The 18,309-nt window shown below is 71.6% G+C and carries 17 protein-coding genes; 11 read left to right on the top strand and 6 right to left on the bottom strand.

What is annotated here, in order from left to right; translation table 11 throughout:
• Nucleotides 1-23 precede the first annotated feature (23 nt).
• The 4 genes from HNQ58_RS03255 to HNQ58_RS03270 all read right to left on the bottom strand — a co-directional run bounded on the left by HNQ58_RS03255 (nt 24) and on the right by HNQ58_RS03270 (nt 5,679).
• Nucleotides 24-575 carry a hypothetical protein gene (locus HNQ58_RS03255; protein ID WP_183947351.1) on the bottom strand — a complete coding sequence of 184 codons (552 nt, stop codon included), beginning with the start codon at nt 573-575 and terminating at the stop codon, nt 24-26.
• Nucleotides 576-783: 208 nt separating this feature from the next.
• Nucleotides 784-2,988, bottom strand: a complete 2,205-nt coding sequence (locus HNQ58_RS03260) for a S9 family peptidase (protein WP_183947352.1) — start codon at nt 2,986-2,988, stop codon at nt 784-786.
• 32 nt (nt 2,989-3,020) lie between these two features.
• A complete protein-coding gene (locus HNQ58_RS03265) occupies nt 3,021-5,147 on the bottom strand; it encodes a prolyl oligopeptidase family serine peptidase (protein WP_183947353.1) in 2,127 nt (708 codons plus the stop codon).
• A gap of 73 nt (nt 5,148-5,220) precedes the next feature.
• A complete protein-coding gene (locus HNQ58_RS03270) occupies nt 5,221-5,679 on the bottom strand; it encodes a GNAT family N-acetyltransferase (protein ID WP_183947354.1) in 459 nt (152 codons plus the stop codon).
• 119 nt (nt 5,680-5,798) lie between these two features.
• Between HNQ58_RS03270 and HNQ58_RS03275 the strand changes: the two genes are divergently transcribed.
• Nucleotides 5,799-7,295 (top strand): RimK family protein, encoded by a 1,497-nt coding sequence (locus tag HNQ58_RS03275; RefSeq protein WP_183947355.1) that lies wholly within the window; start codon nt 5,799-5,801, stop codon nt 7,293-7,295.
• Between the two features lie 275 nt (nt 7,296-7,570).
• On the opposite strand, the gene HNQ58_RS03280 is transcribed toward HNQ58_RS03275, so the two are convergent.
• A complete protein-coding gene (locus tag HNQ58_RS03280; RefSeq protein WP_183947356.1) occupies nt 7,571-7,906 on the bottom strand; it encodes a hypothetical protein in 336 nt (111 codons plus the stop codon).
• 167 nt (nt 7,907-8,073) lie between these two features.
• Between HNQ58_RS03280 and HNQ58_RS03285 the strand changes: the two genes are divergently transcribed.
• From HNQ58_RS03285 to HNQ58_RS03330, 10 genes are all read left to right on the top strand, one after another.
• Nucleotides 8,074-8,463, top strand: a complete 390-nt coding sequence (locus tag HNQ58_RS03285) for a hypothetical protein (protein ID WP_246416887.1) — start codon at nt 8,074-8,076, stop codon at nt 8,461-8,463.
• On the top strand, nt 8,463-8,903 hold the full coding sequence (locus tag HNQ58_RS03290; RefSeq protein WP_183947357.1) for a hypothetical protein: 441 nt from the start codon (nt 8,463-8,465) through the stop codon (nt 8,901-8,903). The genes HNQ58_RS03285 and HNQ58_RS03290 overlap by 1 nt, the downstream gene beginning before the upstream one ends.
• A complete protein-coding gene (locus tag HNQ58_RS03295) occupies nt 8,900-9,268 on the top strand; it encodes a hypothetical protein (RefSeq protein WP_183947358.1) in 369 nt (122 codons plus the stop codon). The genes HNQ58_RS03290 and HNQ58_RS03295 overlap by 4 nt, the downstream gene beginning before the upstream one ends.
• On the top strand, nt 9,265-10,347 hold the full coding sequence (locus tag HNQ58_RS03300; protein ID WP_183947359.1) for an AI-2E family transporter: 1,083 nt from the start codon (nt 9,265-9,267) through the stop codon (nt 10,345-10,347). The genes HNQ58_RS03295 and HNQ58_RS03300 overlap by 4 nt, the downstream gene beginning before the upstream one ends.
• A gap of 30 nt (nt 10,348-10,377) precedes the next feature.
• Nucleotides 10,378-11,085: an HAD-IA family hydrolase gene (locus HNQ58_RS03305; protein WP_183947360.1), complete on the top strand. Its 708-nt coding sequence runs from the start codon at nt 10,378-10,380 to the stop codon at nt 11,083-11,085.
• 7 nt (nt 11,086-11,092) lie between these two features.
• Nucleotides 11,093-12,499, top strand: coding sequence for a leucyl aminopeptidase family protein (locus tag HNQ58_RS03310; protein ID WP_183947361.1), 1,407 nt, complete (start codon nt 11,093-11,095; stop codon nt 12,497-12,499).
• 276 nt (nt 12,500-12,775) lie between these two features.
• On the top strand, nt 12,776-13,990 hold the full coding sequence (locus tag HNQ58_RS03315) for an efflux RND transporter periplasmic adaptor subunit (RefSeq protein ID WP_183947362.1): 1,215 nt from the start codon (nt 12,776-12,778) through the stop codon (nt 13,988-13,990).
• 11 nt (nt 13,991-14,001) lie between these two features.
• Nucleotides 14,002-14,718 (top strand): ABC transporter ATP-binding protein, encoded by a 717-nt coding sequence (locus tag HNQ58_RS03320; protein ID WP_183947363.1) that lies wholly within the window; start codon nt 14,002-14,004, stop codon nt 14,716-14,718.
• A gap of 96 nt (nt 14,719-14,814) precedes the next feature.
• The gene (locus HNQ58_RS03325; protein WP_183947364.1) at nt 14,815-15,966 is read left to right on the top strand and encodes an ABC transporter permease; all 1,152 of its coding nucleotides are present in this window, start codon (nt 14,815-14,817) and stop codon (nt 15,964-15,966) included.
• A gap of 46 nt (nt 15,967-16,012) precedes the next feature.
• The gene (locus HNQ58_RS03330) at nt 16,013-17,194 is read left to right on the top strand and encodes an ABC transporter permease (RefSeq protein ID WP_183947365.1); all 1,182 of its coding nucleotides are present in this window, start codon (nt 16,013-16,015) and stop codon (nt 17,192-17,194) included.
• A gap of 18 nt (nt 17,195-17,212) precedes the next feature.
• Here the strand turns inward: HNQ58_RS03330 and yedA are convergent, their stop codons facing one another.
• Entirely contained in the window at nt 17,213-18,106 is an 894-nt protein-coding gene (gene yedA, locus HNQ58_RS03335) for a drug/metabolite exporter YedA (protein ID WP_183947366.1), read from the bottom strand.
• Nucleotides 18,107-18,309: the final 203 nt, after the last annotated feature.

Raw genomic sequence — 18,309 nt, forward strand, 5'->3', positions numbered from 1 at the left:
GATGCGCCGTACTGAGCGACCGCTCAGGACGTGATGCCGGCGGTGTTCCGCGCCGCGCGCCGGAACAGCCCGGCCGAGGCGAGCCACAGGATGATGAACGGCGCTGTCAGCGCCAGGGTCTGGGGGGTGCCCGCGAACAGGGCGACCAGCGTCTGGGCGACGGCGGTCGCGAGCAGTGCGCGCGCCATGCCGCGCGGTCGGAAGCGGGCGAGCAGCGCGCCGACGATGCCGACCGCGGGCACGCCGTGGTACAGCAGATTGGCCGGCTCGTCCTCGCTGCCGATGATGCCGACGGCGAGGTTGGCCCAGACCAGCATGAAGGCCGTCGCCAGTGCGATGGCGACGGCGGCCAGGTAGGTGCGGTCGCCGCTCGCCCGCGCGGCCAGCTCGAAGCTGCCGCAGGCGGCGGCCAGCATGGCGCCGAACACGGCGAAATCGCGCGGGCCCCAGGCCACCTCCGTGGTGAACTGCATCGCCAGCAGCGGCAGCAGCCACAGGCCGGCCGCCGCCCCCCACAGCGCCAGCCGCCAGCGGCGGCTGCGTCGGCCGGTGCCGTGTTCCGTGACTCCCGTCATCGCCATCCCTCCTGGGCGCGGATGGTCGCGCCGCCATGGACAGCCTACGCGCTGCGTGGGCGGAACATGAGGCATTTCGCGGGCAAGGCCGGGACGGCGGCTGGCAGGGCGCGGAGTGCACTGCGACCGGTCCGCCGCGACATGCGTTCGAACGCACAAAGGCCGCCCGGAGGCGGCCTTTGGCTCGTGATGCAGGCGGGCGGGCGAGCTATTCGCCCACGCCCAACTGGTTGAGCATGAAGGCGTACTGCTCGGCGGTCTCGCGGAAGCGCTGGAAACGTCCGGACCTGCCGCCGTGGCCGGCTTCCATCTGGGTGCGGAAGACCAGCAGGTTGTCGTCGGTACGGCGGTCGCGCAGGCGGGCGACGTACTTGGCCGGCTCCCAGTACTGCACCTGCGAGTCCCACAGGCCGGTGCCGATGTACATGGCGGGGTAGGCCTGGGCGCTGAGCTGGTCGTAGGGCGAGTACGACAGCATGTAGTCGTAGTAGACCGGGTCCTTGGGGTTGCCCCACTCGTCGAACTCGTTGGTGGTGAGCGGGATGCTCTCGTCGAGCATGGTGGTCACCACGTCCACGAACGGCACCAGCGAGACGATCACGCGGTACTTCTCCGGCGCCATGTTGGCGATCGCACCCATCAGCAGGCCGCCGGCGCTGCCGCCCATGGCGGCGACGCGGTCGGGGGCGGCATAGCCTTCCTTCACCAGGTGATCGGTGACATCGATGAAGTCGGTGAAGGTGTTGATCTTGTTCAGCAGCTTGCCCTGCTCGTACCAGTGCCGGCCCATCTCCTGGCCGCCGCGGATGTGGGCGATGGCGTAGACCATGCCGCGGTCCACCAGGCTGAGCACGTTGCTGTTGAAGAAGGGGTCGCGGCTGCTGCCGTAGGAGCCGTAGCCGGCCTGCAGCAGGGCGGCGCTGCCGTCCTTGCGGAAGCCCTTGCGGTACAGCAGCGAGACCGGCACGCGGGTGCCGTCGCGGGCGGTGGCCCAGACGCGGTCGGTGACGTAGTCGGCCTTGTCGAAGCCGCCCAGCACCGGCTGCTCCTTGAGCAGCCTGCGCTCGCCGGTTTTGACATTGAGCTCGTAGGTGGTGGCCGGGGTGGTCAGCGAGGTGTAGGTGTAGCGCAGCCAGTCGGTACCGGGCTGGGCGTTGGTGGACAGCGCCATCACGTAGGCCGGCTCGTCGGCCTTGACGTACTCGGCCTGGCCGTCACGCAGCACGCGGATGCGGGTGAGGCCGTCGGAGCGCTCGCCGACGGCGAGGAAGTCGTCGAACAGCTCGTAGCCGCTGATGAACACCGCCTCGTCGTGGCCGAGCAGGTCGCGCCACTGGGTGCGGTCGCCCCACCGGCCGTCGGCGAACTGCATCAGCTTGAAGTTCTTCGCGTTCCAGTTGGTGCGCACCACCCAGCGCTCGCCGAGGTGGTCGGCCTGGTATTCGAAGTCGCGCTCGCGCGGGGCGATCAGGCGGAACTCGCCGGGCGCGTTGCGCTCGGTGCAGCGCTGCTCGCTGGAGACGGTGCTCTGCACGACGATGCACAGGTACTTCTCCGAGCGCGTGGTCAGCAGGCCCATGTAGAAGCTGTCGTCGGGCTCGTGGTAGACGACCGGGTCGTCCGCCGGGTCGTTGCCGAGGGTGTGCGCCCTGACGCGCTTGGTCAGCAGCGTGACGGGGTCGTTCTCGATGTAGTAGACGGTACGGTTGTCGCCGGCCCAGGCCAGACTGGCGGACAGGCCCGGCACTTCGTCGGCGTAGGTTTCGCCGGTGGCGAGGTTCTTGATGCGCAGGGTGTACTGGCGGCGGCCGACGGTGTCCTCGACATAAGCCAGCAGCTGCTGATCCGGGCTGACTTCGAAATTGGCGACCGAGTAGAAGCTCTTGCCCTCGGCGAGCCGGTTGAGGTCGAGCAGGATCTCCTCGGGGGCGTCCATGCTGCCCTTGCGGCGGGCGTGGATCGGGTACTCCTTGCCCTCCTCGAAGCGGGTGTAATACCAGTAGTCCTTGTACTGGAACGGCACGCTGGCGTCGTCCTGCTTGATGCGGCCGACCATCTCCTCGTACAGCCGGTTCTCGAAGCCGCGCAACGGCGCCATCACCGCGTCGGCGTAGGCGTTCTCGGCGTTCAGGTAGGCCAGCACCTCGGGCGACTGGCGGCTGTCGTCGCGCAGCCAGTAGTACTCGTCCTGGCGGGTGGCGCCGTGCGGGGCGACCACTTCGTAGGACCGCTTCTCGGCCACCGGCGCCGGCGGCAGCGCCAGGCTCTCGGCGCTGAGCGGCGGGATGGCCGGTGCGGCGGTGACCGATGGCGACTGCGCGTCGTCCCGGCCGCTGCAACCGGCCAGCAGGCCGAGGCCGAGACACAGCGTGAGCGCGTGGCGCAGGGGAAGAGCGCGACGGATCGGACTCATGTCGGATTCCTTTCGACGGTGGTGGTGGCGGGTCATTCGCTGGCGGACAGGCGCTGCCTGAGGAACTGGTATTGCAGCGCCTGCATGAAGGCGGCCTGCCGGTTGTTGGCTGCGCCGCCGTGGCCGCCCTCGATGTTCTCGTAGTAGAGGACCTCGTGCCCCTGTTCTTCCATCCGCGCCATCATCTTGCGGGCGTGGCCGGGGTGGACGCGGTCGTCGCGGGTGGAGGTGGTGAACAGCGTCGGCGGATAGCGCACGTCCGCACGGACGTTGTGATAGGGCGAGAAGGTGCGGATGAACTCCCACTCGGCCGGGTCGTCGGGATTGCCGTACTCGGCCATCCACGAGGCGCCGGCCAGCAGCAGGTGGTAGCGCTGCATGTCGAGCAGCGGCACCGCGCTCACCGCGGCGCCGAACAGCTGCGGGTAGAGCGTGATCATGTTGCCGACCAGCAGGCCGCCGTTGCTGCCGCCACGGATGCCCAGGTGCGGCGGCGAGGTGATGCCGCGGGCGATCAGATCCTCGGCGACCGCGGCGAAATCCTCGTAGGCGCGGTGGCGGTTGGCCTTGAGCGCGGCCTGGTGCCAGCGCGGGCCGTATTCGCCGCCACCGCGGATGTTGGCCACCACGTACACGCCGCCCTGTTGCAGCCAGGCGCGGCCGACCACCGGGCTGTAGCTGGGCAGCTGCGAGATCTCGAAGCCGCCATAGGCGTAGAGCAGGGTCGGGTTCTTGCCGTGGGTCTCCAGGAACTTCGGCGCGACCAGGAAGTACGGCACGCGGGTGCCGTCCCGGCTGGTGGCGAAGTGCTGGCTGATGGTGAGGTGGCTGGCGTCGAAGAAGGCCGGCATCTGCTTGAGCTTCTGCAGCGGCTGGCCGACCGTGCCGAGGTGGAGCGTGGTCGGGGTGATGAAGTCGGTGGCGGTCAGGAAGACGTCGTTGGACGCGTGCGGGTCGATCGCCGAGACCGACACCGTGCCGAACTCGGGCGCACCGGCGAACGGCTCGCGTCGCCAGGTCGTGCGGCCTGCTTCCGTCACCGGGGTCAGCACGTAGAGCCGGTTCTTGACGTCGTCGAGCACGTTGAGGATGACGTGGTCGCGGGTGACCACGACATCGGCCAGCGAAGTGGTGTCGCTGGGCTCGAACAGCACCTCGAATTCGCGCTTGCCGGCCATGAAGTCGTCGAACTTCGTCACCAGCAGCGAGCCGGCGGCGTAGTGGCGGCCGTCCACGGCCCACGGCTCGCGCAGCTCCAGGCTCAGCCATTCGCGGAACACGCCCTTCTTGGCGCTGTTGGGCACGTCGATCTTCGCCAGCGAGCCGTCGCCGCGGCGCAGGTACAGCTCGTTGTTGTAGAAGGCCAGGGTGCGGCTGACGAAGTCGCGCACGTGGCCCGGGGTGTGGTCGCGGAAGGCGGCGATGTACATGTCCTCCACCCGGCCTTCGAAGACCGGCTGCGCCTGGCTCATCGGGGTGCCGCGCTTCCACTGCTTGACGATGCGCGGGTAGCCCGAGCTGGTCAGCGAACCGGCGCCGAAGTCGGTGTAGACATAGACGGTGTCGCGGTCGATCCACTGCAGGCCGCCCTTGGCCTCGGGGCGGAAGAAGCCGTCGGTGACGAACTCGCGTCTTTCGAGGTCGAATTCGCGGGTGACATTGGCGTCGGCGCCGCCGCGCGAGAGCGCGATCAGGCAGCGGGTGTAGTCCGGGCGCAGGCAGTTGGCGCCGGCCCAGACCCAGTTCTCGCCCTCGGCCTCGGCCAGCGCGTCGAGGTCGAGCACGGTTTCCCAGGCGGGCTCGGCCTTGCGGTATTCGTCCAGCGTGGTGCGCCGCCACACGCCGCGGACATGGTTCCGGTCGCGCCAGAAGTTGTAGTAGTGGCTGCCGAGCTTGGTCACGCCGGGGATGCGCGCGTCGGAGTCGAGGATGGCGAGCAGGTCGTCCTGCAGCTTCGCGAACTCCGGGTCGGCCTGCATCTTCTCGACGGTGACCGCGTTGCGGCTGCGCACCCAGTCCAGCGCCCGCTCGCCGGTCACGTCCTCCAGCCACAGGTAGGGGTCGGCGGCGGACGCTGGCGGGGTGGCGACATCGGCGGCGTGAGCGGCCAGGCCGAGGCCCAGGCCGGACAGCAGACAGGCGAGGGACGCCTTGCGCATCGTTTTCCTCCGGGGAATGCCACGAAAACGCCGACGCTAGCACGGTGTGCGAGTCCGGCGACCATGACTTTGGTCATGGGGGCGTCGGCAGCGCCTTTTCCAGCCGCAGCCCGTCGCCGCCGTCCTCGTAGTAGCCGGGCAGGGCGGCGAGCCGGCGGTAGCCGGCGCCTTCGTACAGCGCCAGCGCGGCCGGGTTGTCGGCGCGCACCTCCAGCCGCAGGCGGGTGCAGCCGCGGGCGCGGGCGAGGTTTTCGGCATCGTCGAGCAACCGCCGGCCCAGGCCCTGCCCGCGCCGGGCGGGATCGACGACGATCGAATACAGTCGCGCCGTCGCGCTGCCGGCGCGGAACAGCAGCACGCTCGCCCCGGCCAAGGTGCCGTCGCGCTCGGCGACCCGGATCCGCGCGCGCGGGCTGGCGAGGTGACGCCGGTACTGGCGCGCGCTCATCCGGTCGCCGGGAAACTGCGCCTCAAGCGCCAGCAGGGCGGGCAGGTCGGCGGGGGTGGCGTCGCGCGGGGCGGAGTCGGGCATGGCCGGATGATGGCAGGAAAGCGCGCGTCCGGCGGCGTGTCGGGCGCGGCGTGCGCGCCGCCCCGCCACGCCGACCGGGGAACCTGTCAGACTGGTGCCGCCCACTGCCAGCGCCCGCCATGAGCCGCCTCGTCATCGTCGTGGAAAAAGCCTCCGACTGGGGGGCGTTCTACCCTTCGGAGAACATCGTCAGCGCGGTCGATTACCTCAAGCAGCCGCTCGGCGGCGGCGAGGGCGAGCGCACCCAGGTCATCAACCTGTGCCGCAGCTACAAATACCTGGGCCTGGGCTACTACGTGTCGCTGCTGGCCGAGGCGCGCGGTCACAAGGTGATCCCGTCGGTGCGCACCATCAACGACCTGCGCCGGCGCTCGATCTACGGCGTGGACATCGAGGATCTCAACGCCAAGCTGGCGAGGTTCCTGCCGGAAGGTGCGCGCGACGCCACCGACTTCGGCCTGCTGGTGTACTTCGGGCAGACCAACTACGCGCCGCTGGCCGACCTGGCGCGGCAGGTGTTCGAGACCTTTCCCTGCCCGATCCTGCGGCTGGAGTTCGAGCGCCAGAAGGTGTGGCAGATCGCGTCGATCAAGCCGGCCGGGCTGCACACGCTGTCCGACCCGCAGGAGGACGCCTTCGCCGACGCGCTCGACCACTTCAGCAAGAAGCTGTGGCGCAAGCCGCGCGCGCGCAAGAAGTACCGCTACGACCTGGCCATGCTGCACGACCCGGCCGAGGCGATGCCGCCCTCCAACAAGCGCGCGCTCAGGCAGTTCATCGAGGCCGGCAAGGAGCTTGGCATCGAGGTCGATCCGATCACCCGCAACGACTTCGCGCGGCTGGCCGAGTACGACGGCCTGTTCATCCGCGAGACCACGGCGCTGGACAACCACACCTACCGCTTCGCGCACCGTGCCGAGCGCGAGGACATGGTGGTGATCGACGACCCGACCTCGATCCTGCGCTGCACCAACAAGATCTACCTGCACGACCTGCTGAAGTCGAAGAAGCTGCCGACGCCGCGCACCGAGGTGGTGTTCCGCGACGACGCGAAGCGGCTCGCCGCACTGCCCGAACTGCTGGGCTTCCCGATCGTGCTGAAGATCCCGGACGGCAGCTTCTCGCGCGGCATCCACAAGGTGGAGACGCCCGAGCAGCTCAAGGCCGCCGCCGCCGAGCTGTTCGACCACACCGCGCTGCTGCTGGCGCAGGAATACCTCTACACCGAATTCGACTGGCGCATCGGCGTGCTCGACGGCCAGCCGCTGTACGCCTGCCAGTACTTCATGTCGCGCGGGCACTGGCAGATCTACGACCACTCGGCCCGGAGCGCCAAGGGCGCGGCCAAGTCGGGCGGCTTCAAGACCCTGCCGGTGCGCGAGGCGCCGGGCGAGGTGGTCAAGCTGGCGGTGCGCGCCTGCAACGCCATCGGCGACGGCCTGTACGGCGTCGACATCAAGGCGATGAAGGACCGCGTCGCCCTCATCGAGGTCAACGACAACCCCAGCATCGACGCCGGCGTCGAGGACGCCTACCTCGGCGAGGACCTGTACCGGCGGATCATGGAGGAGTTCCTGCGCCGGCTGGAGCGCAAGCGGCTCGGCATCCACGATTGACCGGGGAGCCTGCGGACAAGCCCGCCTGCGCCCGCCATTGCCGCGAAAGCGGGGCCGGGTGCAGCGATGGCGTGGCCGCGAAGCGGCCGAGTCCTGTGCATTTGCTTCCAGAGGCCCGAAGTCGCGGGGATGGCGGCACGGGCCCGGATCTTCCCCGGCCTGCGGTTTTCCCTGCCATCGCGGCCGCGGTGCCGGGCGTGGCCATGGTGGCTGGCGGACGCGCCGGCCGCGGTCAGGGCCGTTTCCGCAGGCCCCTGGTTCCCGCGACCGCGGCCTCACGCCGCGCGCAACGGCGTTCGGCGCGCCTGGCCGGCACCGACCCGCCGCGCCTGGCCGCGCCGGAGAAGGCGGCGACGGCGCGACCCGGGGACGAGGAACCGGGACCGCGCCGCCGCCAGCCGATCGCGCAGACGATGGCGGTACAGCACGCACAGCGAGACGCCCGGCGCGACCAGCAGCCAGAACGGCAGCCAGCCGACGGCGGCGCTGTAGCCGCGCGCGGCGGGGAACAGCACGAGCAGCAGCGCGCCGAGCGCGAGCCATTGCCACAGCGCGCGGGCGAGGCGCGGGTCGGGGGCGAGGATGCGTGGGGTGGGCTGCAGTCTCGGCATGGCGGCGTCTCCTTGCGGGCGAACGCAGACAGCCTGCCGGGCCGCGGTCTCACCGGCCGAGACGGCATGCGCCGGCCGGCCCGGTTCCGGGGTGCGGCCGGCCGACACGCCGGGTTCGCGCCCGGAGCGTAGACTGGGAGGCCCATCGTCCCCAGGGAGTGACCGCCATGAGCGAAACCACCCGGCCCAATGTGGAGTCCGCCAATGCCGGCGACCATGCCGCCGCCGCCAAGGCCCATCTGAAGGAATCCGGCGAACACCTGCGACAGGCCGCCAGCCTGGCCGGCACCAGCGCCCGGCACGCCGCCGAGGCCGCGCGCGACGAACTGCGTGCCGGCGGCGAAGCGGTGCGCGAGGAGTTGGAGGAGGCCCGCAAGGCCGGCCGCGCCGCCGCGCAGGAGGCGCGCGAGGCGGCCGACGAGAAGCTCGAGGCTGCGCTCGGCAAGGGCCGCGAATTCCTGGCCAGCGCCGAAGCGCTGATCCGCGAACGCCCGCTGGCCGCCTTCGGCGTCGCCTTCGCCGCCGGCTTCCTGCTCTCGCGCATCGGACGCCGCTGATGGTGACGGCCGCGCCGGAGCAGGAGGCCGCGCGCCCGCAGGAGGATGCCGCCGCCGAGGCGCTCGCGCTCGGCGAAGCCGCCCGCCGCCTGTACGAGGAAGGCGGCGATGCCGCGCGCGCCGCCGCCGACACCGCCGCGGCGCTGAAGGCGCTCGCCGCCGCCGAGCTGGGCCTCGCCCGGGCAGCCGTTCCGCGCGCGCTGGTGCTCGGCGTGCTGGCGATGGTCGCCGCACTGGCCACGCTGCTCTACCTCCTGGCCGTCTTCGCGGTCGCCGTGCAGCGCGCCGGCCTGGACTGGCCGTGGGCGCTGCTGCTCGCCGCACTGCTCGGGCTGGCGCTGACCGTGCTGCTCGGCTGGCGCGCGCGCGCGGTGTTCCGGCTCGCCAGCTTCGCGGCGACCCGCCGGCAGTTGGCGCGGTTGGGCGGAGAGCCGCCATGAGCCTGCGGCGCCAGCTCGCCGCGGTACGCGCCGCCGAGGCCAGCGTCGAGCTCAGTCATGCCGCACTGCGCGCGCGCTGGGAGGTGCTGCGCGACAGCAGCCTGGCCGCCGCCACGCCGGGACGCATCGTCGTCGCCGGGCTGCTGCTGGGCTACCTCGGCGGCAAACTCGCCCCGGCGCTGAAACAGCCGGAGCTGAAGGCCGGGCTCGACCGCGGCATCGACTTGCTCACCCAGCTGCTGCGTCTGCTGGCCGTCGGCATGCCCGCGCTGGCGCCGCTGTGGGCGGCCAAGGCAGCCGCCGAGCCAGCCGCCGAGCCGGCCGCCGAGCCGGCCGCGAAGGCAACTGCCGGGGGCGCCCGATGAGTGGGCAGGCGCCCGCGCCGGCAGCGGGTCCCCGCCAGCCCGGCGCGCTGGCGGGCACGCTGCTGGTGCTGGCGCTGCTGTACACCGCCTGGGCGGCCAGCAGTCTGCTGATTCCGATCGTGCTGGCGATGTTCCTCGGCCTGATCGCCAACCCGATCGTGCGCGGCCTGCAGAAGCTGTGGATCCCGCGCTGGTTGGGCGCGCTGGGGGTGGTGGTCGGCGGCGTCGCCGCCGCCGTGCTGCTGGCCAGCGTGCTGGTGCGCCCCGCCGCCGAGTGGGTGCGACAGGCGCCCAGCGAGATCCGCCAGCACGCCCCCAAGCTGCGCGCCCTGACCAAGCCCTTCGAGGAGGCCAACCGCGCCGCCTCCGAATCGCTGAGCCAACTCGCCGGCCAGGCGCCGCAGGCGCCCAGCCCGGTGCAGATCGTCGAGCCGGCGCCGAGCGGGCTGTGGTCGGTGTTGTCGGGTACGCCGATCACGCTCGCCAGCGTCGGCGCCATCGTGCTGCTGGCCTATTTCTTCCTGCTCTACGGCGAGAACCTGCAGCGGCGCGCGATCACCCTGCTGCCCGACCGCGCCAAGCAGCGGGTGACGGTGGAGATCCTGCGCACCATCGAGAGCGAGGTCTCACGCTACGTGCTCACCATCACCGTGATCAACATCGGCCTCGGCGCCGCCACGGCCGCCGCGCTGTGGGGGCTGGGGCTGAAGCCGGGCGACGCGCTGCTCTGGGGCACCGTGGTCGGCCTGCTCAACTATGCGCCCTACTTCGGTCCGCTGGTCGGCACCATCGCGCTCACCCTGGTCGGCATGGTCGCCTTCAAGGAGCTCGGCCAGGCCCTGCTGGTGCCGGCGGCCTACCTCGCGATCAATCTGGTCGAGAGCCAGCTGGTGACCCCGATCGTGCTGGGGCGGCGCATGGCGATCTCGCCGCTGATCCTGCTGTTGTGGCTGATGCTGTGGGGCTGGCTGTGGGGGGTGGCCGGGCTGCTGCTGGCGGTGCCGATGCTGGTGACCTTCAAGATCGTCTCCGCCCGCATCGACGGCTGGCAGGGCTGGGCGCAGGTGATGGAGGACTGACGCGCGGCGTGCGCGCGTTACCATTGCCGCGTGCCTCACCGCCCCCGCGCCATCACCCTGGATCTCGACGACACGCTGTGGCCGATCGGCCCGGCGATCGCCCGCGCCGAAGCTGCGCTCGACGCCTGGCTGCGCGCGCATGCGCCGCGCACCGCCGCGCGCTGGCCGGTGCCGGCGATGCGCGAACTGCGCGACCGCGTCGCCCGCGACAACCCGCAGCTGGCGCATGACTACTCGGCGCAGCGCCGGCTGTCGCTGGCGCTCGCGCTGGAGGCCGCCGGCGACGACCCCGCCCTGGCCGACGCGGCGTTCGCCGCCTACTTCGCCGCCCGCCACGAGGTCGAGCTCTACGACGACGCGCTCGACGCGCTGCGCCGCATCGCCCGACGTGTCCCCATCGCCGCGCTGAGCAACGGCAATGCCGAGCTGGCGCGGATCGGCCTGGACGCGCATTTCGTGTTCCAGCTCAGCGCCCGCGAGCATGGCGCGGCCAAGCCCTCGCCCTGCATCTTCCACGCCGCCTGCGCGCGTCTGGGCGAGCCGGCGCATGCGGTGCTGCACGTCGGCGACGACCCGCACATGGATGTCGTCGGCGCCATCGGCGCCGGCCTGTCGGCCTGCTGGATCAACCGCCATGGCGCGCCGTGGGTCCATCCCGGCGCGCGCCCGCACCTGGAATTTTCCGACCTCGCCGCCCTGGCCGACTGGCTGGAGGCGGACGCCCCTGCCCCGGAGTGACCCACCGATGAACCTGCCACCCTGCTTCGCCCCCGCCGACCCGTTCGACGCCGCCGTCCCGGTGATCGCGCTCGACGGCGCCGCCCTCGACAGCTTCCTCGGCGGCGAACCGGAGGCGGTGCGGCACTGGGTGGCGGCCAACGGCTTCCGCGCCGAGCCCGGCACCGTGCTGCTGGTACCCGGCGACGGCGGCGTGCCGCTGTACGCGCTGATCGGCATCGCCGACGCCGCCGATCCGTTCGCGCTGGCCCACGCGCCGATGCTGCTGCCCGAAGGGCTGTACCGGCTCGACGCCCAGCGCGGCCTGCGCATCGCGGCGGGCGACGCGCTGCTCGGCTGGGGCCTGGGCGCTTACCGCTTCGACCGTTACCGCCGCGCCGGCCGCGCGCCGGCGCGGCTGGCGCTGCCGCCGCGCGACGCCGCCCACGACGAGGCCGCCGCGCTGCTGCGCGCCAGCGTGCTGGTGCGCGACCTGGTCAACACGCCCAGCGAGCACATGGGTCCCGAGCAGCTCGAACAGGAGGCGCGCCGCCTCGCCGAACTCTACGGCGGGCAGATGCACGCCGTCGTCGGCGACGCGCTGCTGGCCGGGAACTTCCCCGCCATCCACGCCGTCGGCCGCGCCAGCCATCGCGCGCCGCGGCTGATCGAGCTGACCTGGGGCGACCCGTCGCATCCGCACGTCGCCATCGTCGGCAAGGGCGTGTGCTTCGACACCGGCGGCCTCGACATCAAGCCCGCCGACGGCATGCGCAACATGAAGAAGGACATGGGCGGCGCCGCCCACGCGCTGGCGCTGGCCAAGCTGGTGATGATGCGCAAGCTGCCGGTGCGGCTGACCCTGCTGATTCCCGCGGTCGAGAACGCCATCGCCGGCAACGCCTACCGCCCCGGCGAGGTGATCGCCACCCGCAAGGGCCTGAGCGTCGAGATCGACAACACCGATGCTGAGGGCCGCGTGGTGCTGTGCGACGCGCTCACCTACGCGGCCGAGAAATCGCCCGCGCTGCTGCTCGATTTCGCCACCCTCACCGGCGCCGCGCGCATCGCCCTCGGCCCCGACTTGCCGGCGCTGTACGCCAATGACGAGGCGCTGGCGCGCGACTGGCTGGCGGCGGCCGAGGCCGCCCGCGACCCGCTGTGGCGGATGCCGCTGTGGCGGCCGTACCTCAGCTATCTCAAGAGCAACGTCGCCGACCTGGCCAACGCGGGCGGATCGCGCATGGCCGGCTCGATCACCGCCGCGCTCTACCTCGACCGCTTCGTGCCGCCGGATCTGCCCTGGGCGCACCTGGACGTGTATGCGTGGAACGACAGCGATCGTCCCGGCCGGCCAGCCGGCGGCGAAGCGCAGGGCCTTCGCGCCGCCTTCGCGCTGCTGCGCTCACGCTTTGCGCCCTTGAGCGGTGGGTGAGGATCGTCATGCCGTCGCGCTGACGGCGGCCACTGGGGCGGCTGGCGGCGCGGGGGCAGGATGAGGATCGGGCCGGGCCCCGGAATCCGGGGCCGGGGACCCGGGACCCGGGACCCGGGAAAAGCGTCGAGCCGGGTCTCCAAGGCACCCATGACCGGCGAGGTGATGCGAATCCTTCCCCACCGTCATTCCGGCTTTCGCCAGGATGACGAAGCTGTGATGCTCTTTCCCGAGTCCCACAACCACCCCGAACTCCGCCAACCACCGAGAGCCCCCATGGATCGCGCCGAAGAACTCCTGAAGGAACTGCGCATCGAGCGTCGTCAGGGCGCTCCGCGCAAGCGCCGCCGCTGGCCGTGGATCGCCGGCGCCGTGATTGCGCTGCTGCTGGTGTGGATGGTGCTGGACGCGACCCGGCCGGTCGAGGTCGAAACCACTGCCGCGCGCCCGGCCGACGACCCGGCCAGCGCCTCGGTGCTCGATGCCAGCGGCTACGTCACCGCGCGCCGGCAGGCCACCGTCTCCGCCAAGATCACCGGCAAGGTCGCCGAGGTGCTGATCGAGGAAGGCATGCGCGTGGACGAGGGCCAGGTGCTGGCGCGCCTGGACGACGTCGATGCGCAGGCGCAGCGTGCGCTCTCGGCGGCGCAGCTGGCCGCCGCCCGCGCCCAGCTCACCGAGGTGCAGGCGAACCTGGATCTGGCCGAGCGCACGCTGCAGCGGCAGCGCGCGCTGTTCGCGCAACGGCTGACCAGCCAGGCTGCGCTCGACCAGGCCCAGGCCGAGCGCGACGCGCTGGCCGCGCGCCGGGTGTCGGTGCAGCGGCAGATCGCCAGCGCCGAGAACGCGCTGCGGATCGCCGAGATCGGCGTGGAGAACACCATCGTCCGCGCGCCGTTCGCCGGCGTGGTGATCGAGAAGGCGGCGCAACCGGGCGAGATGATCTCGCCGATCTCGGCCGGCGGCGGCTTCACCCGCACCGGCATCGGCACCATCGTCGACATGGACTCGCTGGAAGTGCAGGTGGACGTCAACGAGGCCTATATCGGCCGCGTGCGCGCCGGCCAGCCGGTGGAGGCGGTGCTCAACGCCTACCCGGACTGGCGGATTCCGGCCGAGGTGATCGCCATCATCCCCGCCGCCGACCGCAGCAAGGCGACGGTGCGCGTGCGCATCGCGCTGAAGATCAGCGATCCGCGCATCGTCCCGGACATGGGCGTGCGGGTGAGCTTCCTCGCCGAGCCGCGCGCCGACGACGCGCCGGCGCCGCAGGGCGCGTGGGTGCCGGGTCGCGCCATCGTCACCCGCGATGGCCGCAGTGTCGCCTTCGTGGTGATCGACGGCCGTGCGGTCGAGCGTGCGGTGACGGTGGCGGAAACACGCGACAACGACCGCTTCGTCACGGCGGGGCTGGCGGCCGGCGAGCAGGTGGTGCTGTCGCCGCCGGCGCGGCTGGGCGACGGTGACCGCGTGCGGCCGAAGTCGCCCTGAGCGCGATGGCGATGGATACCCGTAACGGCTCGCCGGGCACCGACGCGGTGTTGGTCCGCATCCGCGGCCTGACCAAGACCTACCTGCGTGGCCAGCAGCGGATCGAGGTGCTGCACGGCATCGACCTGGACATCCCCGACGGCGATTTCGTCGCGCTGATGGGGCCGTCCGGTTCGGGCAAGACCACCCTGCTCAACCTGATCGGCGGACTGGACACGCCCACCACCGGCGAGCTGGTGGTGGCCGGCGAGCGCATCGACCGGCTCCACGGCGAGGCGCTGGCGCGCTGGCGCGCCGACACGGTCGGCTTCATCTTCCAGAGCTACAACCTGATGCCGGTGCTGACCGCGCAGAAGAACGTCGAGCTGCCGCTGCTGCTCACCGACATGGGCGCCGCCGAGCGCCGCCGGCGCGCCGCGCTGGCGCTGGCGCTGGTCGGGCTGGAGGATCGCGCCGAGCACAAGCCCAGCGAGTTGTCCGGCGGCCAGCAGCAGCGGGTGGCCATCGCCCGCGCGCTGGTCTCCGACCCGCGCCTGCTGATCTGCGACGAACCCACCGGCGACCTCGACCGCAAGACCGCCGACGAGGTGCTCACCCTGCTGCAGGCGCTCAACCGCCGCTTCGGCAAGACCATCGTCATGGTCACCCACGACCCCAAGGCCGCCGAGTATGCCAACCGCGTGGTGCATCTGGACAAGGGCACGCTGGTGGATGTGCCGGCCCATTGAGCCGATGCGGAACCTGCGCCTGCCACGGCGGTCGACTGCCGTGACGGGAGCCGCTGCGGCCGTGCCAGGCCACGGGCCATCGCCGGAGAGACGCGGATGAAATACTTCCCTCTGATCTGGGCTGCCCTGTTCCGCCGCAAGACCCGCACGCTGTTCACCCTGCTGTCGCTGGCCACGGCCTTTCTGCTGATCGGGCTGCTGCAGGCGGTCAACGCGGTGTTGGCCGGCGGTGCCGACTTCCTCGGCGCCGACCGGCTGATCGTGCAGGCGCGCAGCAGCTTCACCCAGCCGCTGCCGATCCGGATGCTGCCGCAGATCGAGGCGATTCCCGGTGTGTCGCGGGTCGGTCACTCGCAGTTCTTCGGCGGCGTCTATCAGGATCCGCGCAACTTCTTCCCGCAGTTCGCGGTCAACCCGCAGCGGCTGTTCGACACCTACCCGGAGTGGGTGCTGGGCGAGGACGAGAAGCGCGCCTTCATCTCCACCGCCAACGGCGCCATCGCCGGCCGCATCCTCGCCGAGAAGCACGGCTGGAGGGTCGGCGACATCATCCCGCTGACCAGCTTCATCTGGACCCGCAGCGGCGGCAGCCGGGTCTGGGAGTGGAAGCTGGTCGGCATCTTCGACGGCCGCGACCGCGAGTGGCAGGACCGCGCCAACCTGATGTACCTCAACTACGCCTACTTCGACGAGGCGCGCAGCGGCGGCAAGGGCCTGGCCGGGGTGTACGTGGTGCGGGTGGCCGATCCGGCCGAGTCCGAGCGTGTCGCCGCCGCCATCGACGCCCGCTTCGAGAACACCCCCGACGAGACCAAGACCCAGACCGAGCAGGAATTCCAGCTCGGCTTCCTGCGCCAGCTCGGCGACATCGGCTTCATCGTCAACGCGATTTCCGGGGCGGTGTTCTTCACCATCCTGATCCTCACCGGCTACACCATGAGCCAGGCGGTGCGCGAGCGCGTGCCCGAGCTGGCGGTGCTCAAGTGCCTGGGCTTCACCGATCGCACCGTGCTGGCGCTGGTGCTGGCCGAGGCGCTGCTGCTGTGCGCGCTGGGCGCGCTGGCGGGCATGCTGCTGGCGAAGGTCGCGCTCGGCCTGCTGCCGGCCGAATACGCGGCGGTGCGGCTGGGCGGCGAGGTCTGGCTGTTCGCCGCGGTCAGCACCGTCGCGCTGGCCGTCGCCGTCGGCCTGCCGCCGGCGCTGCACGCGATGCGGCTGAAGATCGTCGATGCGCTGGCGGGGCGATAGCGATGCGCACGTCTTTCCGCAAGCACGGCGACGAGGGAGTACAGGCATGAGCACCTTCCGCCAGGTCCGCGAGATCGTCTGGATGAACCTGCTCAGCATTCCGCAGCGCCTGGGCGCCTCGCTGGTGATCGTGATCGGTATCGGCGGCGTGGTCGGCGTGCTGGTGGCGATGCTGTCGATGTCCACCGGGCTGCAGAAAACGCTCACCGCCACCGGTCGTGACGACCGCGTGGTGATCCTGCGCGGCGGCGCCAATGCCGAGCTGTCGAGCTTCCTCGACCGCGCCGCGTGGACGCAGGTCAAGTACGATCCGGCGGTGGCGCGCGGCGCGGACGGGTTGCCGCTGGCCTCGGGCGAGATCATCGTCATCACCGAGGTGCCGCGCCGCGGCCAGCGCACCGGCGCCAACATCACCCTGCGCGGGGTCGAGCCGAACGGTTTCGTGCTGCGCCCGGAGGTGCGCCTGCTGGAAGGCCGGCGTTTCCGCCCCGGCCTGCGCGAGATCATCGTCGGCCGTGGCGCCCATGAACAGTTCGAGGGACTGGAAGTCGGCCGCGAGCTGCGCTTCCGCGGCTCGGACTGGCGCATCGTCGGCATCTTCGAAAGCGGCGACGCGCACGATTCGGAGCTTTGGACCGACACCCAGACCGCGCAGTCGGCCTTCAACCGCACCGGGGTGTCCTCGGTGCTGGTGCAGCTCACCGACATCGACGCCTTCGAGCCGCTCAAGCGGCGCCTGACCACCGACCCGCAGCTCAACGTCGACGTGTTCCGCGAGCGTGACTACTTCGGCGCGCAGGCGGCCGGGCTGACCCGGCAGATCGGCTTCCTCACCGGCATCGTCGCCGCGATCATGGCGGTGGGTGCGCTGTTCGGCGCGCTCAACACGATGTATTCGGCGGTGTCGGCACGCACGGTGGAGATCGGCACGCTGCGCGCGCTCGGCTTCGGCCGGCTGCCGGTGGTGGCCTCGGTGATGGCCGAAGCCATGGTGCTGTCGCTGGTCGGCGGCCTGCTCGGCGCCGGCATCGCCTACGGCCTGTTCAACGGCTACTCGGTGTCCACGCTGGGCGGCGGCTTCACCCAGGTCGCCTTCAACTTCGCGGTGACGCCGGGGCTGGTGCTGCAGGGCCTGGTCTGGGCGCTCGGCATCGGTTTCCTCGGCGGCCTGATGCCGGCGCTGCGCGCCGCCCGCCTGCCGGTGACCACCGCGCTGCGCTCGCTGTGATGCGTCGCCTCGCGCGCCTCAGCGCTTCGCCCGCGACAGCATGACGATGGCGACGCCGGCGAGGATCACCGCCATCGCGCCGATGGCATGCACGCCGAAGCGCTCGCCGGCCAGCAGCGCGCCGAGCAGCACCGCCACCGGCGGGTTGACGTAGGCGTAGCTGGTGGCCAGCGCCGGGCGCACGTGATCGAGCAGCCACACGTAGGCGCTGTAGGCGACGATCGAGCCGAACACCGCCAGGTAGCCCACCGCCAGCAGCGGGCGGGTGGCGGGCCATTCGACGATGCGCTCGCCAAGCGTCCAGCCGAGCGCGACCAGCAGCACGCCGCCGGTCAGCATCTGCCCGGCGGTGCTCATGAAGGCGGTCGGCAGATCGCGGTCGCGGCTCCAGATCGAACCCCAGGCCCAGGCGGCCGGCGCCGCCAGCAGGGCGATGGCGCCGCGCGGCGACGCGCTCAGGTCGCTGCCGGCGTTGAGCCAGAGCACGCCGGCGAAGCCGACGCCCAGGCCCAGCCACTCGCCGCGGCTGGGATGGCGGCCCTTGAGCCAGCCGAACAGCCCGGCCCACAGCGGCAGGCTGGCGACCGCGATCGCGGCCAGGCCGGAGGACACCTCCTGCTGGGCGACGCAGACCAGGCCGTTGCCCATCAGCATCATCAGGAAGCCCATCACCGCGAGGTTCTTCCACTGTGCGCGGGTCGGCGCGGCGTAGCCGCGCCAGCGCAGCAGCGCGTAGAAGGCCAGCCCGGCGGCGAGAAAGCGCAGTCCGGCCATCAGCAGCGGCGGAAAACCCTCCAGCCCGAAGCGGATGCCGAGGTAGGTCGAACCCCAGATCAGATACACCGCCAGCAGTGCGGAGACGACGGCGGCAGTGGAGGCGGGCCGGGGAACGGCCGGGACGACGACGGACATGCGCGGGCTCGTGGGCTGGGCGTTGGGGGAACGCGCCGGACGCGCATTCTAGGTCGCGGCGGGCGCAATCCGGCGGACGGAAAGCGGCGATATGCGGACAAGCCGTGTCGCCACTGCAGGCGCGGCTGCGGCCGCGCCCCGGAAACGCGGAGTGAGTCGAGAGGAGTGGGAAGTCAGAGAGAGCATTGGCGCGTCCACGCCCG

Origin of the sequence: Rehaibacterium terrae, from assembly GCF_014202935.1 — a bacterium.
Lineage (GTDB): Bacteria > Pseudomonadota > Gammaproteobacteria > Xanthomonadales > Xanthomonadaceae > Rehaibacterium > Rehaibacterium terrae.

Bases quoted from the DNA above. Each gene is read 5' to 3' on its own strand.
- HNQ58_RS03255 (WP_183947351.1), bottom strand. From the start codon at position 575: ATGACGGGAGTCACGGAACACGGCACCGGCCGACGCAGCCGCCGCTGG.
- HNQ58_RS03260 (WP_183947352.1), bottom strand. From the start codon at position 2,988: ATGAGTCCGATCCGTCGCGCTCTTCCCCTGCGCCACGCGCTCACGCTG.
- HNQ58_RS03265 (WP_183947353.1), bottom strand. From the start codon at position 5,147: ATGCGCAAGGCGTCCCTCGCCTGTCTGCTGTCCGGCCTGGGCCTCGGC.
- HNQ58_RS03270 (WP_183947354.1), bottom strand. From the start codon at position 5,679: ATGCCCGACTCCGCCCCGCGCGACGCCACCCCCGCCGACCTGCCCGCC.
- HNQ58_RS03275 (WP_183947355.1), top strand. From the start codon at position 5,799: ATGAGCCGCCTCGTCATCGTCGTGGAAAAAGCCTCCGACTGGGGGGCG.
- HNQ58_RS03280 (WP_183947356.1), bottom strand. From the start codon at position 7,906: ATGCCGAGACTGCAGCCCACCCCACGCATCCTCGCCCCCGACCCGCGC.
- HNQ58_RS03285 (WP_246416887.1), top strand. From the start codon at position 8,074: ATGAGCGAAACCACCCGGCCCAATGTGGAGTCCGCCAATGCCGGCGAC.
- HNQ58_RS03290 (WP_183947357.1), top strand. From the start codon at position 8,463: ATGGTGACGGCCGCGCCGGAGCAGGAGGCCGCGCGCCCGCAGGAGGAT.
- HNQ58_RS03295 (WP_183947358.1), top strand. From the start codon at position 8,900: ATGAGCCTGCGGCGCCAGCTCGCCGCGGTACGCGCCGCCGAGGCCAGC.
- HNQ58_RS03300 (WP_183947359.1), top strand. From the start codon at position 9,265: ATGAGTGGGCAGGCGCCCGCGCCGGCAGCGGGTCCCCGCCAGCCCGGC.
- HNQ58_RS03310 (WP_183947361.1), top strand. From the start codon at position 11,093: ATGAACCTGCCACCCTGCTTCGCCCCCGCCGACCCGTTCGACGCCGCC.
- HNQ58_RS03315 (WP_183947362.1), top strand. From the start codon at position 12,776: ATGGATCGCGCCGAAGAACTCCTGAAGGAACTGCGCATCGAGCGTCGT.
- HNQ58_RS03320 (WP_183947363.1), top strand. From the start codon at position 14,002: ATGGATACCCGTAACGGCTCGCCGGGCACCGACGCGGTGTTGGTCCGC.
- HNQ58_RS03325 (WP_183947364.1), top strand. From the start codon at position 14,815: ATGAAATACTTCCCTCTGATCTGGGCTGCCCTGTTCCGCCGCAAGACC.
- HNQ58_RS03330 (WP_183947365.1), top strand. From the start codon at position 16,013: ATGAGCACCTTCCGCCAGGTCCGCGAGATCGTCTGGATGAACCTGCTC.
- yedA (WP_183947366.1), bottom strand. From the start codon at position 18,106: ATGTCCGTCGTCGTCCCGGCCGTTCCCCGGCCCGCCTCCACTGCCGCC.